The organism is Burkholderiales bacterium, assembly GCA_015075645.1.
Classification (GTDB): Bacteria; Pseudomonadota; Gammaproteobacteria; order Burkholderiales; family Casimicrobiaceae; genus VBCG01.
Genome location: JABTUF010000004.1, coordinates 69,730 through 83,531, shown reverse-complemented (window position 1 = coordinate 83,531; position 13,802 = coordinate 69,730). Strand labels below are relative to the sequence as shown.

Annotated in this window: 13 protein-coding genes and 1 pseudogene; 5 read left to right on the top strand and 9 right to left on the bottom strand. The window is 71.2% G+C overall.

All coding sequences use genetic code 11. The features are described from left to right. Window positions 1-30 precede the first annotated feature (30 nt). Entirely contained in the window at window positions 31-1,287 is a 1,257-nt protein-coding gene (locus HS109_10760) for a radical SAM protein (protein ID MBE7522850.1), read from the top strand. A 109-nt stretch (window positions 1,288-1,396) separates the two neighbouring features. Here the strand turns inward: HS109_10760 and HS109_10755 are convergent, their stop codons facing one another. The 4 genes and pseudogenes from HS109_10755 to HS109_10740 all read right to left on the bottom strand — a co-directional run bounded on the left by HS109_10755 (window position 1,397) and on the right by HS109_10740 (window position 5,093). Beyond that, window positions 1,397-2,431 (bottom strand): IS66 family transposase, encoded by a 1,035-nt coding sequence (locus tag HS109_10755; GenBank protein MBE7522849.1) that lies wholly within the window; start codon window positions 2,429-2,431, stop codon window positions 1,397-1,399. Window positions 2,432-2,466: 35 nt separating this feature from the next. Further along, window positions 2,467-2,812, bottom strand: a pseudogene (locus tag HS109_10750) (DDE-type integrase/transposase/recombinase). A gap of 42 nt (window positions 2,813-2,854) precedes the next feature. Next, a complete protein-coding gene (locus tag HS109_10745) occupies window positions 2,855-4,030 on the bottom strand; it encodes a PilT/PilU family type 4a pilus ATPase (protein ID MBE7522848.1) in 1,176 nt (391 codons plus the stop codon). A 19-nt stretch (window positions 4,031-4,049) separates the two neighbouring features. Beyond that, complete coding sequence (locus HS109_10740) at window positions 4,050-5,093, bottom strand: type IV pilus twitching motility protein PilT (protein MBE7522847.1); 1,044 nt, start codon at window positions 5,091-5,093, stop codon at window positions 4,050-4,052. Between the two features lie 141 nt (window positions 5,094-5,234). On the opposite strand from HS109_10740, the gene HS109_10735 reads away from it, so the two are divergent. From HS109_10735 to HS109_10720, 4 genes are all read left to right on the top strand, one after another. Then, window positions 5,235-5,942, top strand: a complete 708-nt coding sequence (locus HS109_10735; protein MBE7522846.1) for a YggS family pyridoxal phosphate-dependent enzyme — start codon at window positions 5,235-5,237, stop codon at window positions 5,940-5,942. A 126-nt stretch (window positions 5,943-6,068) separates the two neighbouring features. Beyond that, window positions 6,069-6,890 carry a pyrroline-5-carboxylate reductase gene (locus tag HS109_10730; protein MBE7522845.1) on the top strand — a complete coding sequence of 274 codons (822 nt, stop codon included), beginning with the start codon at window positions 6,069-6,071 and terminating at the stop codon, window positions 6,888-6,890. A 9-nt stretch (window positions 6,891-6,899) separates the two neighbouring features. Further along, the gene (locus HS109_10725) at window positions 6,900-7,481 is read left to right on the top strand and encodes a YggT family protein (GenBank protein MBE7522844.1); all 582 of its coding nucleotides are present in this window, start codon (window positions 6,900-6,902) and stop codon (window positions 7,479-7,481) included. Between the two features lie 2 nt (window positions 7,482-7,483). Continuing rightward, the gene (locus tag HS109_10720; protein MBE7522843.1) at window positions 7,484-7,783 is read left to right on the top strand and encodes a YggU family protein; all 300 of its coding nucleotides are present in this window, start codon (window positions 7,484-7,486) and stop codon (window positions 7,781-7,783) included. Between the two features lie 139 nt (window positions 7,784-7,922). Here HS109_10720 and rsmA read toward each other — a convergent pair whose 3' ends face one another. From rsmA to HS109_10695, 5 genes are read right to left on the bottom strand one after another with little or no spacing between them, the layout of a single operon-like run. After that, complete coding sequence (gene rsmA, locus HS109_10715) at window positions 7,923-8,726, bottom strand: 16S rRNA (adenine(1518)-N(6)/adenine(1519)-N(6))-dimethyltransferase RsmA (GenBank protein MBE7522842.1); 804 nt, start codon at window positions 8,724-8,726, stop codon at window positions 7,923-7,925. 20 nt (window positions 8,727-8,746) lie between these two features. Continuing rightward, complete coding sequence (gene pdxA / locus HS109_10710; GenBank protein MBE7522841.1) at window positions 8,747-9,766, bottom strand: 4-hydroxythreonine-4-phosphate dehydrogenase PdxA; 1,020 nt, start codon at window positions 9,764-9,766, stop codon at window positions 8,747-8,749. 16 nt (window positions 9,767-9,782) lie between these two features. Next, window positions 9,783-11,987: a glycoside hydrolase family 31 protein gene (locus HS109_10705; GenBank protein MBE7522840.1), complete on the bottom strand. Its 2,205-nt coding sequence runs from the start codon at window positions 11,985-11,987 to the stop codon at window positions 9,783-9,785. After that, the gene (locus HS109_10700; protein ID MBE7522839.1) at window positions 11,987-12,865 is read right to left on the bottom strand and encodes an SMP-30/gluconolactonase/LRE family protein; all 879 of its coding nucleotides are present in this window, start codon (window positions 12,863-12,865) and stop codon (window positions 11,987-11,989) included. Before HS109_10700 ends, HS109_10705 begins: the two co-directional genes overlap by 1 nt. Continuing rightward, window positions 12,862-13,800: an aldose 1-epimerase gene (locus tag HS109_10695; protein ID MBE7522838.1), complete on the bottom strand. Its 939-nt coding sequence runs from the start codon at window positions 13,798-13,800 to the stop codon at window positions 12,862-12,864. The genes HS109_10700 and HS109_10695 overlap by 4 nt, the downstream gene beginning before the upstream one ends. Window positions 13,801-13,802: the final 2 nt, after the last annotated feature.

Below are 13,802 nucleotides of genomic sequence, written 5' to 3'. Positions count from 1 at the left end.
CCCGGCTTGCCGGAGCGCGGGGCCGCGAGCGTGCCCGCGCCCCATCTCATTTCGTGGAACCTCACGCGGCGGTGCAACCTCGCGTGCGCGCACTGCTACCTCGACGCCGTGCAGCGCGGCCAGGCGCGCGACGACGTCGACAGCGACGCCGCCCGCGAGGTGATCGCGCAGATCGCGCCCCTCGCCCCCGGAGCGATGCTGGTGCTCACCGGTGGCGAGCCGCTCATGCGCCGCGATCTGCCCGAACTGATCCGGGCCGCCGCCGCCAGCGGCCTCGCGCCCGTGGTCGGCACCAACGGCACGCTGCTCGACCCGCGGCGCGCAGCGGCCCTGCGCGCCGCCGGCGCGCTCGGGGTGGGCGTCAGCCTGGATTCGGCGACGGCAGGGTTTCACGACCGCCTGCGCGGCCAGCCGGGCGCCTGGGCGGGCGCGCTGCGCGGCATGGCGGCGGCGCGCGCGGCCGGCCTCGCTTTGCTCGTGCAGGCGACGGTGTTCGAAGAGAACCGGCGCGAGCTCGCGGCGATCGCGGACCTGGCGGTGGCGAGCGGTGCGATCGCGTTCAACGTGTTCTTTCTCGTCTGCACCGGCCGTGGCGCCACGCAGACCGATCTGTCCCCCGAAGCCTACGAGCAGACGCTGGCGCAGATCGTGCACCTCCAGCGCGCGCAACCGCAGATGAAGGTGCGCGCGCGCTGCGCGCCGTACCTGCGCCGCGTGCTGGGGCTGCAGGCGACCGAGGCCCGCGGCGACTTCGCGGACTGGTCGAGCGCGTGCCTCGCCGGCCGGCGCTATCTGCGCATCACCCCGCAGGCGACGGTGACACCGTGCCCCTATATCCCGGAGGTCGTCGGTGACTTGCGCAAGGAGTCGCTGCGCACGATCTGGGAGCAGCACCCGACGCTCGTGCGGCTGCGCAGCGAATTGCCGCGCGGGCGATGTGCCGACTGCGACTTTCGCTATAGCTGCGGCGGCTGCCGTGCGCGCGCCTTCGCGCGTCATCGCGACCTGATGGGCGAGGATCCGAATTGCCGGCACGTTCGGGCGCCGGCGCGTCCGCCCGAGCCACCGCCCGCTTCCTGCGCGGGCAGCGCCGCCAGCGCGGCCATCGCTTGGGAGCCCGAGGCCGAGACCCGGCTGCAGCGCATCCCCGCGTTCCTGCGCGAGCGCATCCGCAGCCGCCTCGAAGAGCACGCCCGGCGCGAGGGCGTGGGCGTCATCACCGGCGCGTTCATGGCGGCGCACCGGCCGCCGGGCGGCCCGCCGGGAGCATCGACGGTCGCGCGGTAAGGGCGCCCCGGGCTCGGGCTCGGCCGATCTCAGGGTTGACGGATGGCGCTCGCCATGAAATAGCGCGAAACGTTCATTCAGTGTAACCGCTCGCCGAGCGGCGTACTTGTCAGAGCGCGAGGCGCTCGATCTCGGAACGCAGCCGTTGGTGGGCGAAGTGCTGCTTCCACAGCCGCGGCGTGAGTTGCTCGACCTCGGTCGCGGGATGGCGGTCGACACGCTGCAAGACATCGACCAGGTAATCGTAGGCGTTGATGTCGTGCAACTGGCAGGTCACGAGCAGACTCTGCACGATGCCGATCTGCCGGGCACCGAGCTCGGTCCAGCTGAACATCCAGTTTTTCCGACCGAGCGGGATGGGACGCAGGCTGCGTTCGAGGTGGTTGGTGTCGACCGGCAACTCCGGATCGCCGAGGAACAGCGACAGCGCGTGTCGTCGCGCGTGCGCGTAGCCCAGCGCCTGCACGAACCGGCTGGTCGGCAACAGCGCCTGGTCCTCGAGCCGCTGCCGGACCCACTCGAAGAAGGCCTCCACCTCTGACTTCGAGTGCGTCAGTCGATGCAGGTGCTTGTTGGCACCCGCGAGCTTGCGGGTGCGGATGTCTTCCTCGATCTCGTAGATCCGGCCGATCCGGGCCAGCGCCTGGCCGGCGAGTTCGGGCTCCACCGCCTGCGCCTTGAAGAACTCGCGCCGGCAATGCGCCCAGCACTGTGCGTGAGCGATGCCGGTCTTCTCGGCGTAGGCCGCGTAGGCGCCGTAGCCGTCGCTCAGCAGCACCGCATCGCGGCGCGGCTGCAAGCCCAGGATCGCCTCGACACTCGCGTGCGCGCGGGTCGCGAAGAACGGAAAGCACACCTCGTCGAGCTCGCCGTACACCGGCCAGAAGTAGCAGGCCTTCATCTTGCCCGGCGCCGAGCGCCCCGCCTTGATCGGCGTCTCGTCGATCGCCTTCACCCGCGAGCCGCGGATCGATTCGAGCTGTGCGTCGTAGATCGGCTCGAGCAGCCCGACCGCCTGCGCCGTGATCTCGGTGAGCCAGCCGCGGCTGACCCGAATCCCGGCCTGCACCATGCGCTGGTGCTGCCGGTGCAGCGGCAGGTGCCACTGCATCTTGTCGATCAGCAGGCCGGCAAGCAGGCTCACGTCGGCACGGCTGCCCTCGAGCACCCCCCGGACTTGCCCATCGACGGGTGGACGCCCATCTCCCTGCACCGCTTGCCGAACGCCAGCGCCGGGTTGCGACCCACGGTCCGAATGATGGATGACCGGCTGCTTCGGCTTCCGCTGCGCAAGGGCCATGTTCAACGCCGCCAGCACGAGGTCGGCCGTCATGCATTCGCCGATGGCCCAGCCGACGATACGCCGACTCCAGACATCGAGCACCACCGCGAGATAGATGAAGCCATCCCAGGTCGGCACGTACGTCATGTCGGCAACCCACAGCTGATTCGGTCCCGGCGCCGTGAATGCCCGCTGCACCAAGTCCGGCGCCGGTTTGCTGCGTCGCGTGCCCGCGCTCGACGCGCAGCCACCGGAGTCTCCGTCGCAACTGTCAACTGACTCCTGTCATCTGAAAACTGTTCCCGACGCCGGCGTCGGCGCATCGGGAACGATGTCGAGGTTGCCGAGGCCGGAGAACACGTTGCGGTTCTTCGCCTCCTTGCCCTCGAGCTTGATGGTGAGGCGCAGGTCGTTGAGGGAGTCGGCGTTGCGCAGCGCGTCCTCGTAGCTGATGAGGCCGCCCTCGTAGAGGTCGAAGAGCGACTGGTCGAAGGTCTGCATGCCGAGTTCGCGGCTGCGCTTCATGATGTCCTTGATGCCGCCGACGTCGCCCTTGAAGATCAGGTCGGAGACGAGCGGGGAGTTCAGCATGACCTCGACCGCGGGCACGCGGCCCTTGCCGTCGCGCCGCGGGATCAGGCGCTGCGCGACGAACGCGCGCACGTTGAGCGAGAGGTCCATCAGGAGCTGGCTGCGCCGCTCCTCGGGGAAGAAGTTGATGATGCGGTCGAGCGCCTGGTTGGTGCTGTTCGCGTGCAGCGTCGCGAGGCACAGGTGGCCGGTCTCGGCGAACGCCACCGCGTAGTCCATCGTCTCGCGGTCGCGGATTTCGCCGATCAGGATGACGTCGGGCGCCTGGCGCAGCGAGTTCTTGAGCGCGATCTGCCAGCCGTCGGTGTCGACGCCCACCTCGCGCTGCGTGATGATGCAGTTCGAGTGGCCGTGCACGAACTCGATCGGGTCCTCGATCGTGATGATGTGGCCGAAGCTGTTCTCGTTCCGGTAGCCGAGCAGCGCCGCCATCGACGTCGACTTGCCGCAGCCGGTCGCGCCGATGAACAGCATGATGCCGCGCTTGCTCATGATCACGTCCTTCAGCACCGGCGGCAGCCCGAGGTCCTCGAACTTCGGGATGTTGGTGTTGATGGTCCGCAGCACCATGCCCACGCGCGCCTGCTGGACGAACGCGTTGACGCGGAAGCGTCCGACGCCCGGCGGGCTGATCGCGAAGTTGCACTCCTTGGTCGACTCGAACTCGGCCGCCTGCTTGTCGTTCATCACGCTGCGCACCAGCTCGATCGTGTGCTGCGGCGTGAGCGAGGACTTCGACACCGGCGTGATCTTGCCGTCCACCTTGATCGCGGGCGGGAAGTCCGCGGTGATGAAGAGATCCGAGCCCTTCTGCTTGACCAGGAGGTCGAGGAGCTCGTGGATGAACTTGGTGGCGCGTTCTCGTTCCATGGCGGTATCCCCGTCGGAGTCAGCCCGCGAACAGGTCCTTGTTGACGGCGCGTGCGCGTGCCTCGGCGCCGGAGACCTGGTTGCGCCGGACCATCTCGACCAGGCATTGGTCGAGCGTCTGCATGCCCATCGCCTGCGAGGTCTGGATCGCCGAGTACATCTGCGCGACCTTGTTCTCGCGAATCAGGTTCCGGATCGCCGGCGTTCCGATCATGATCTCGTGCGCCGCGATGCGCCCCTGTCCGTCCTTGGTCTTGAGCAGCGTCTGCGAGATCACCGCGACGATCGACTCGGAGAGCATCGCGCGGACCATGTCCTTCTCGGCCGCCGGGAACACGTCGATGATGCGGTCCATGGTCTTGGCCGCCGAACTCGTGTGCAGCGTGCCGAACACGAGGTGGCCGGTCTCGGCCGCGGTGAGCGCGAGCCGGATGGTCTCGAGGTCGCGCATCTCGCCGACCAGGATGTAGTCGGGGTCCTCGCGCAAGGCCGCGCGCAGCGCGTTGGAGAACGACATGGTGTGCGGGCCGACCTCGCGCTGGTTGATCAGGCACTTCTTCGACTCGTGCAGGAACTCGATCGGGTCCTCGATCGTCAGCACGTGGCCGTACTCGTTCTCGTTGACGTGGTTGACCATCGCGGCCAGCGTCGTCGACTTGCCCGAGCCGGTCGGGCCGGTCACGAGGATCAGGCCGCGCGGGCGCGTCGTCAGGTCGGCGAAGATCTTCGGCGCGTTCAGCTCCTCGAGCGACAGGACCTTCGACGGGATGGTGCGGAACGCCGCCGCCGCGCCGCGCTGCTGGTTGTACGCGTTGACGCGGAAGCGCGCGAGGTTGGGGACCGCGAAGCTGAAGTCGCACTCCAGCGTCTCCTCGTACATCTTCCGCTGCGCGTCGCTCATGATGTCGTACACCATGGCGTGCACGTCTTCGTGCTCCATCGGCGGCAGGTTGATGCGCCGGATGTCGCCGTGGACGCGGATCATCGGTGGCAGCCCCGACGAGAGGTGCAGGTCGGACGCCTTGTTCTTGACCGCGAAGGCGAGGAGTTCGGTGATGTCCATGGTGGGGGCCCTATAATCCCCGGACTCTGATCAACGACGGTTGGGCGCGAACCGCATTCCCGTTTCCGACGGCGGCAGCGCAGCAGATTCCCGCAAGCACGAAGCGTGCCGTCCGGCGCGCGATGCCAACGTCATCCGATTATGGGCCTCGACGAGAAGGCATGGCAAGACGCGCGGGTGCGCATCGTCCGGGCTGCCGAGGCGGCCGGCCGCGACCCGGCGGCGATCCGGCTGTGCGCGGTGTCCAAGACCCGGCCGGCGCAGGCGGTCCGCGAGGCATTCGGCCTCGGACAGCGCTGCTTCGGCGAGAACTACGTGCAGGAGGCGGCGGAGAAGCGGGCGGCGCTTCCGGAACTGGCCGGCCTCGAATGGCGCCTGATCGGTCCGCTGCAAAGCAACAAGGCGGCGCTGGCCGCGGAAGTGTTCGACGCGGTCGAGTCGATCGACCGGCCGAAGATCGCGCAGCGTCTGTCGACGGCGAGGGCCGGGCGCACGCCGATCGAGGCGCTGGTCCAGGTCAACATCAGCGGCGAGGCGTCGAAGAGCGGCGTCGCGCCAGAGGGCGCGCTCGCGCTCGCACGGGTCGTCGCGTCGCTGCCGGGTCTCGCGTTCGCCGGCTTCATGGGCATCGCCGAGCCGACCGACGACCTGCGCCTGCAGCGCGCGCAGTTCGCGCGGCTGCGACGCTGCCGCGACGAAGCGCTCGACGCGGGGCTCGACGCGCGCGTGCTGTCGATGGGGATGACCGGCGATCTCGAATCCGCGATCCTCGAAGGCTCGACCGAGGTGCGGCTCGGCACCGCGCTCTTCGGCGAGCGGACGCGTTCACCCTCGCGCGGGCCGGCATGAACGCGCAGCGCGCGGCGGACAGGACAGGTCGGCGACAATGACGGTACGATGGCCGCGCGCGACGTGCGGTGCGCGGCGGCTGTTCCCCGACAGGTTTCATCCGACATTCATCCACGACATCTCTCCATGATCACGTTCATCGGCGGCGGCAACATGGCGAACGCGATCGCCGGCGGCCTCGTCGCGCGCGGGCGTCCGGCGCGCGACATCGCGATCGTCGATCCGGTCGACGCGCAGCGTTCGAAGCTCGAACGCGCGCTGCCCGGCGTGCGCACGTTCGCGTCCGTCAACGCCGAGGCGGTCGCGGGCACGAGTGTCGTCGTGCTCGCGGTCAAGCCGCAGCAGATGCGCGAGGCCTGCACGGCGCTCGCGCCCTTCGTCGCGCCGGTCCCGGTCGTGCTGTCGATCGCGGCGGGTTCGCGCAGCACCGACATCTCGCGCTGGCTTCGCGGCTACGCGCGCATCGTGCGCGCGATGCCCGACACGCCGTCGCTCGTCGGCGCCGGCATCGCGGGCGTCTGGTCGGCGCCGTCGGTCGACGAGAAGAGCCGCGCGTCCGCGGTCGCGATCCTCGAGGCCTGCGGCGAAGTCGTGCCGGTCGACCGGGAAGAGGCGCTCGACGCGGTGACCGGCATCGCGGCCTCGGGCGTCGCCTACGTGTTCTATTTCATCGAGGCGCTCGAGGCGGCGGCGCGCGCGCACGGATTCGATGCCGAGGACGCGCGCCGGCTCGCGTACGCGACCTTCGACGGCGCGGTCAAGCTCGCGCAGGCGAGCCCGGAGGATCCCGCGACGCTGCGCATGCGCGTCACGTCGAAAGGCGGCACGACCGAGCGCGGCATCGCGGCGCTCGAGGCCGGGAAGGTGCGCGAGGCGATCGCCGCCGCGGTCGACGCGGCGACGCGGCGCGCCGCCGAGATGGGCGTCCTCCTCGGCCGCGACGACTGAAAGGACGACATGGCCAGCCAGGCGCTCGGATTCGTGCTCGAAGTGTTCTTCGGGCTCTTCATCTACGGCTTCCTGCTGCGCTTTCTGATGCAGGTCATGCGCGCGCCGTTCCGCAACCCCGCGGGGCAGGCGATCGTCGCGCTCACCGACTGGGCGGTGAAGCCGCTGCGCCGCGTGATCCCGGGGGCGGGAGGCTGCGACTGGGCCTCGCTGGTCGCGGCCTACCTGGCGCAGGTCGCGCTGATCGTCGCGATGTTCGCCGTCTTCGGCAGCGGCTTCGCGTCGGTGAACGGATCGGTAGCGCTGTTCGTGCTCGCCTCCGCGGCGATCGAACTCATGAAGGCCGTGGTGTGGGTGCTGATCGTCGTCGTCATCGTCCAGGCGCTCCTCTCCTGGGTCGCGCCCGACGGCCCGCTGTCGGGACTCCTCAACGCGATGACCTTCCCGTTCCTGCGGCCGCTGCGACGCGTGATCCCGCCGATCGGCGGCACGCTCGACCTCTCGCCGCTGATCCTCATCGTCATCCTGAACCTGATCCTGATGCTGCCGGTCCGCTGGCTCGAGCACGCGGTGGCGACGCTGATGCGCTGACGATGGCGCCTGCGTGGCTGCGCGAGGAGGCGGGCGCGCTCGTGCTCACCGTTCACGTGCAACCGGGCGCGCGCAGGAGCGAAGTCGCGGGCGTCCACGGCGATGCGATCAAGGTCCGGCTCGCGGCACCGCCGATCGAAGGCCGCGCGAACGACGAACTCGTGCGGTTCCTCGCGCAGGCGTTCGGCGTCGCGCAGAGGCAGGTCGCGATCGTCCGCGGCGAGACCTCGCGCCGGAAGGTCGTGCGGATCGCCGCACCGGCCCGCAGGCCGGATCGCGATTGGGGCGGCGGGAAGGAGTGAGCCTCTCCGCAGCCGATCGCGCCATCGTCGTGGGTCGGGCTTCAGCCCGACACGTGCATTTCGCTGCAACCGCGTCGGCCTGAAGGCCGACCTACGTGGGGGTGGTGGGTCGGGCTTCAGCCCGACGGGGTTCGCCGCGTCATCCGTCGAGCGGGCGCGCCTCGCCGGCCAGGCGCACGAACTCGTCGACCGACAGGGTCTCGCCACGCCTCTGCGGATCGATGCCCGCGGCGGCGAATCCGGAAGGCGGCACCCACGCCGCGAGGGCGTTGCGCAGCGTCTTGCGGCGCTGCGCGAACGCGGCAGCCACGATCGACGCGAAGCGATGCGGATCGCCGATCCGCGGCCGCCGGTCCCCGAGCGGCACCAGGCGCGCGACCGCGGAATCGACCTTCGGCGCGGGCCGGAACGCGCCGGGAGGCACGACGAACAGCTTCTCGATCGCGAAGACCGAGTGCAGCATCACCGTGAGCCGGCCGTATTCGGCGGTCGCCGGCGCCGCCGTCATCCGCGCGACGACTTCCTTCTGCAGCATCACGGTCACGTCGCGCAACCGGTCCGCGTGCGCGGCGAGTTGGAACAGGAGCGGCGAACTGATGTTGTAGGGCAGGTTGCCGACCACGCGCAGGTCGCGCCCGAGCGAGGCGTAGTCGAAGGCGAGCGCGTCGCCTTCGATCAGCGTCAGGGCCTCCGGCGCGTGCCGCTCGCGCAACCGCGCGGCGAGATCGCGGTCGATCTCGATCGCGACGATGCGTCCCGCGCGCGCGATGAGCGCCCCGGTGAGCGCGCCCAGTCCCGGGCCGATCTCGACGACGGTCTCGCCGCGGCGCGGCGCCACCGCGTCGGCGATGCGCGCGACGTAGTGCGGGTCGGCGAGGAAGTTCTGGCCGAACCGTTTGCGCGCGACGTGGCCTTCGACGACGCGGCCGCTCGCTCGGGCCATCGGTTCGCGCGCGGCGGCGGTCAGCGCGCCGCGCCGCGGGCGAGCGCGATCGCGAGGTCGACCGCCTCGAACAGGCTGCCGGGGTCGGCGCCCGCGGCGCGTTTCGCGTCGGCGGCGAGGTCGAGCGCGGTGCCGTGGTCGACCGACGTGCGCGGGAACGGCAGGCCGAGCGTCACGTTGACGCCGCGCCCGAAGCTCGCGGCCTTGAGCGCGGGCAGTCCCTGGTCGTGGTACATCGCGACGATCGCGTCGAAGCCTCTCGCGTGCGCCGGCACGAACACGGTGTCGGCGGGGAGCGGTCCGTGCACGTCGATGCCCTCGGCGCGCGCCTCGGCGATGGCCGGCGCGATGACCTCATGCTCCTCGTTGCCGAGATGACCGCCTTCGCCGGCGTGCGGATTGAGCCCGCACACCGCGATGCGCGGCGCGGCGATGCCGAATGGTTGCGCGAGGGCGGATGCGACGATCGAGATCGTCTCGCGCACGGCGGTCCTCGTGATGGCCTCTGGCACGCGGGCGAGCGGCAGGTGCGTGGTGACGAGCGCGACGCGCAGCGGGGCATCCACGGCGCCGCCGTTCAGCATCATCACGACGCGACGCGTCCCGGTGCGCGCGGCGAAATACTCGGTGTGACCGGTGAACGGCACGCCGGCGTCGAGGATCGCGCTCTTCTGCACCGGTGCGGTGACGAGCGCGTCGAACGCGCCGGAGGCGCAGGCGTCGCAGGCATCGCGCAGCGATTCCACCACCGCCGTGGCGTTCGAGGGATCGGGATGGCCCGGCGTGACCGGCGCGACCAGCGGGTGGTGCCACACCTCGATCGCTCCCGGCGGGCCGCTGGTCGATGCCGTGTAGTCGGCGTAGCGCGGCGTGAGGCCCGCGCGTGCGGCGCGCGCTTCCAGGAGGTCGCGGTCGCCGAGCACGACGATGCGCGCGTCGAACGGCGCGCGCGCATGGCGCAACGCGAGCATCGCGCAGAGTTCCGGGCCGATGCCCGCGGGCTCCCCCGAGGTGACCGCGATCGCGGGCCAGCCGTCCATGACGCGATCGTGGCGCTCAGCCGCCGAAGGTCACGACGTCGACCCCCGGCGCGGTGCGCAGCGTGAATCCGCCCTCGCCGTCGGCCTCGACGCGCGCCTGCGTGAACCCGTCGAGCGAATTCGCCGACGTGCCGAACACCCAGAGCTGCTCCAGCGGATTCGCGGCGTCGATCTCGCCGGTGTGCTGCACGGCGCGTCCGAGCGGCAGCGCGTGGCCTTCGCGGCCGAACGCCGGGAACTGGTCGAGTCCGGCCCGGTAGCGCAGCACCTGCCGTCCGGCGTGGCGCACGCGCGTGTTGAGGTCGTACCACGCGCCGGGCGGCAGCGCGACCTCGACTTCTCCGCCGGGCGCGACGATCGGCGCGACGAGGATCGACTCGCCGCACAGGAACTGCGTGTCGGCGTGGCGCGTGAGCGCGACGCCCGGGAACGCGAGCGGCATCGCGCGCATCACCGGCAACCCGGTGCGCGTCGCCTGCACGACCGCGCGCTCGAGATAGGGGATGAGCCGGGTGCGGAACGCGAGCCACTTGCGCGCGATCGCCTCGGTCTCCGTGCCGAAGGTCCACGGCTCCCGCTCGCCCGGTCCGTGAATGCGCAGGTGCGAGCCGAACACCGCCGCCTGCAGCCAGCGCAGGAAGAGTTCGGCATCCGATGCCGCGCCGTGGCTGCCGCCGACGTCCATGCCGTGGAACGGCGTGCCGCTCATGCCGAGCGAGAGCGCGCCCCGAATCGCCGCGGCGAGGCCCTCCCAGTCGCTCTGCGCATCCGCGCCGGCGCTCAGCGGATAGCGGTGGCTCGCCGACCAGCCCGCGCGGCCCCACGAGAACGGCGGGGCGGCGTCCTTCGGCTGGTAGCGCGTCGTCGCCTCGAACACGCATTGGTGGTAGAGCTGCGGGTAGACGTTGTGCAGGCGCGCACCCGAGTCGCCGTTGAACGCCTGCGCGTCGTCGGGGACGTGCTCGCCGCCGGCGCTGTCGATGACGTCGACGCCGCAGGCGAAGAGCGAGCGATGCTGGTCGCGCCACCACGCGAACGCCGCGGGGTTGGTGAAGTCGACGATGCCGCTGTCGGCGGGCGTTGCGCGCGCGTCGCCTGTTGCGCCGGGGGCGACGCCGGCCTCCGAACGGATCACGCAAGGCTCGCCGTACGGCGTCGTCAGCAGGTAGTGGCGTTGCGCGAGTTCGGCGAACAGCGGGTCATTCACCGACACGTAGGGCGCTTCGCTGACGCCCACGCGCAGGTGCTGCGCCCTGATCTTCGCGAGCGCGGCGGGCGGATCGGGGAAGCGCTCCGGGTCGAAGCGGAACGAGAATCCGGTCTCCTTCGGCCAGGCGGCGCTCGCGTCGAGCGTGAGGACATCGCAGGGCAGCTTGCGCGCGCGATATCGCGCGGCAACCGCGGCGGCCTCGTCCGGCGTCTTGTACGACGCACGCGAGATCCACAACCCGAGGCTCCAGCGCGGCACGCCCGGCGAGCGGCCGGTGAGCTGCGTGAACGCGTCCAGGATGTCGGAGGGCGCGGCCGCGGCGAAGACGAAGAGATCGAGCGCTTCGTCGGCGACGAGGAGCGCGTAGCTGCGGTGCGACCAATCCGGATGCCCGACGCCGTGGGTCACGCGCGAGGGCGTGTTGACGAACACGCCCCACGCGCCCGCGCCCGTGCCCGGACTCCAGGCGAACGGGATGCCCTTCGAGGAGAGCCCGGCGTGCAAGCCGTGCGCGTCCTGCACGTCGGAGTGGAGGAGCTGGCCGCGCTTGTCGAGCGGTCCGGGCTTGTCGCCCAGTCCGTACACGGCCTCGCCCGAGGCGAGCGCGATCGAGGCGATCCACGCGGGCGCGCCGCGGACGCGGCCGAACGCCCGCAACCGCGGCGACCCGCGCACGTGCCGGTCGGTGCTCGACTCGGCTACCACGCGACCCTTCCACATCAGGCGGAACCGCAGCGGCGAACCGGAGAGTTCGAGCGTCGCCTCGCCCGAGGCGAAGGTCCACGCATCGGGCGCCGGCTGCGCCACCGTGCAGGCCTTCGCGCGCCCGCTGACGATGCCGTAGTCCGGCCTCGTGTTCGGGCCGGCACGCACGCGGAACACGCCCGGACCGAAGCACGACACCTCGAGGATGTCGCCGGTCGAGGTCGCGAACGACGCGCCGGTGGACGTCGCGCCGAGGCTGTTGAGCGCGTCGAGTCCGAGGAATGCGGAGGGGTCGATCATCGCCATCAGAGCGCGCAGCGCGGTTCGGGCAGGCCGGGCACGTCGACCCGCATCGCGAAGAGGCCGCCCGAATGCGGGAAGCGCGCGAGTTCGTCGGCGGGGCGCTCGTTGCGCGCGCTCGTCACGTACAGCGTCTTCAGGTCGGGACCGCCGAAGCACGGCATCGTCGGGCAGGCGGCCGGGAACGGCACCTCGCGGAGCAAGCTCCCCTGCGGCGAGAGCTGCAGCACCTTGCCGCCGCGGAAGAACGCGATCCAGTAGTTGCCCGCGCTGTCGACCGCCGCGCCGTCGGGGCGGTCGGTGTCGCCCTGCCAGCGCGCGAACGTGCGCACGGCGGACGGACTTCCGGTCGCCGGGTCGAAGTCGTACGCGCGCACGATGTGCGCGGGCGTGTCCGCGTGGTACATCGTGCGCCCGTCGGGGCTCCACGCGATGCCGTTGGACACGGTGAAGCCGTCGAGCACATGGGCGAGGCGACCGTCGCGCTCGAGCCGGTAGAGCGCCGCGGAGGGCGCGTCGCGCTTCTCGTTCATCGAGCCCACCCAGAAGCGGCCCTGCCGGTCGACGCGGCCGTCGTTGAAGCGGTGGTGCGCCGGATCGTACGGCGCGTCGGCGAGCTTGCGTTCGAGCTGTCCGCGCGCGTCGGCGAGCCAGACGCCGTCGCGCAACGCCACGACGAAACCGCCGCGCTCGCGCAGGCCGATGCAGCCGATCGACGACGGCATTGCCGTCGACGTGAGCGCGCCGGCCGCGGGATCGAAGCGGAGGAGCGCGGGCGCGAGGATGTCGACGAAATAGAGCGCCTGCTCGTCCGCCGACCAGGTCGGGGACTCCCCCAGCGACGCCTTGAGGTCGAGCACGCAGCGGAACGGGGTGTCGGTCATCGGGTCGATTCGCGCGGCCGCGAGGACCTCGCGTGGATGCGCATCGTACAGGAGAACGCGCTTCCGGGAGGCAGGATCCTCGTGCCGGTGGCCGCCTCGCCGCGCGCGGCGCGGTTGAACGCGTCGGTCATGTGGCTCGCCGGCTCGAACGCGAGGAAATCGCGGCCCTCCGGCACGTAGACGACGCGGCGGTCGAGCGCGCTGTCGGCCGCGATCTGCACCTCCAGGCCGCGTCCGGGCCACGCGATCGTGGCGGGGCCGCGGGCCCCCTCGAACACGTGGTCGAGCACGAGATCGCCCAACGGACGCGGCGGCGTGAACCGCCACACCGCGGGGACCGGCTCGCACGCGACCGGAATGAGCGTCGCGTCGGTTCGCCACACCCGCGCCGCGTCGAAGGCGATCGTCGTGTCCGGCGTCTTGGGGAAGAACGGGTGCCAGCCGAGCCCGAACGGAAACGGTTCGGCCGCGCGGTTCTCGATCGCGAGGCGGAGCGTCAGGAACGCCTGCCCGCCGGAGGCCGCGAGCGAGAACGCCTGCGTCGCACGAAACGGCCACGGCCATGCGGCAGTGTCGCGCGCGTCGTGCTCGCAGGCGAGGAGCGCGTCGCCCGGGGAGCGCGATACGACCGTCCACGCGCGCTGCCAGCCCAGGCCGTGAATCGAATGCGGCGAATCGCCGAAGTTCCGCGCGAGTGGAAACGCGCGCCCGTCGAACGCGAGCCTCGCCTGCGCGATGCGGTTCGAGTAGGGGACGAGCGGATAGCAGGCGTGGCGCCGCACGTCGAGCGACGCGCGCGCGTCGGAGGGCGTCGGCCGGAAGATCGCCTCGCCGGCGAGCGTGAACGACGCGACCGACCCGCCGACGGCCGGCGCAATTTCGACGACCGCGTCGCCCGCCGCGAGTGCGAACGCTTCACCGCGGGTGTCAGACACGC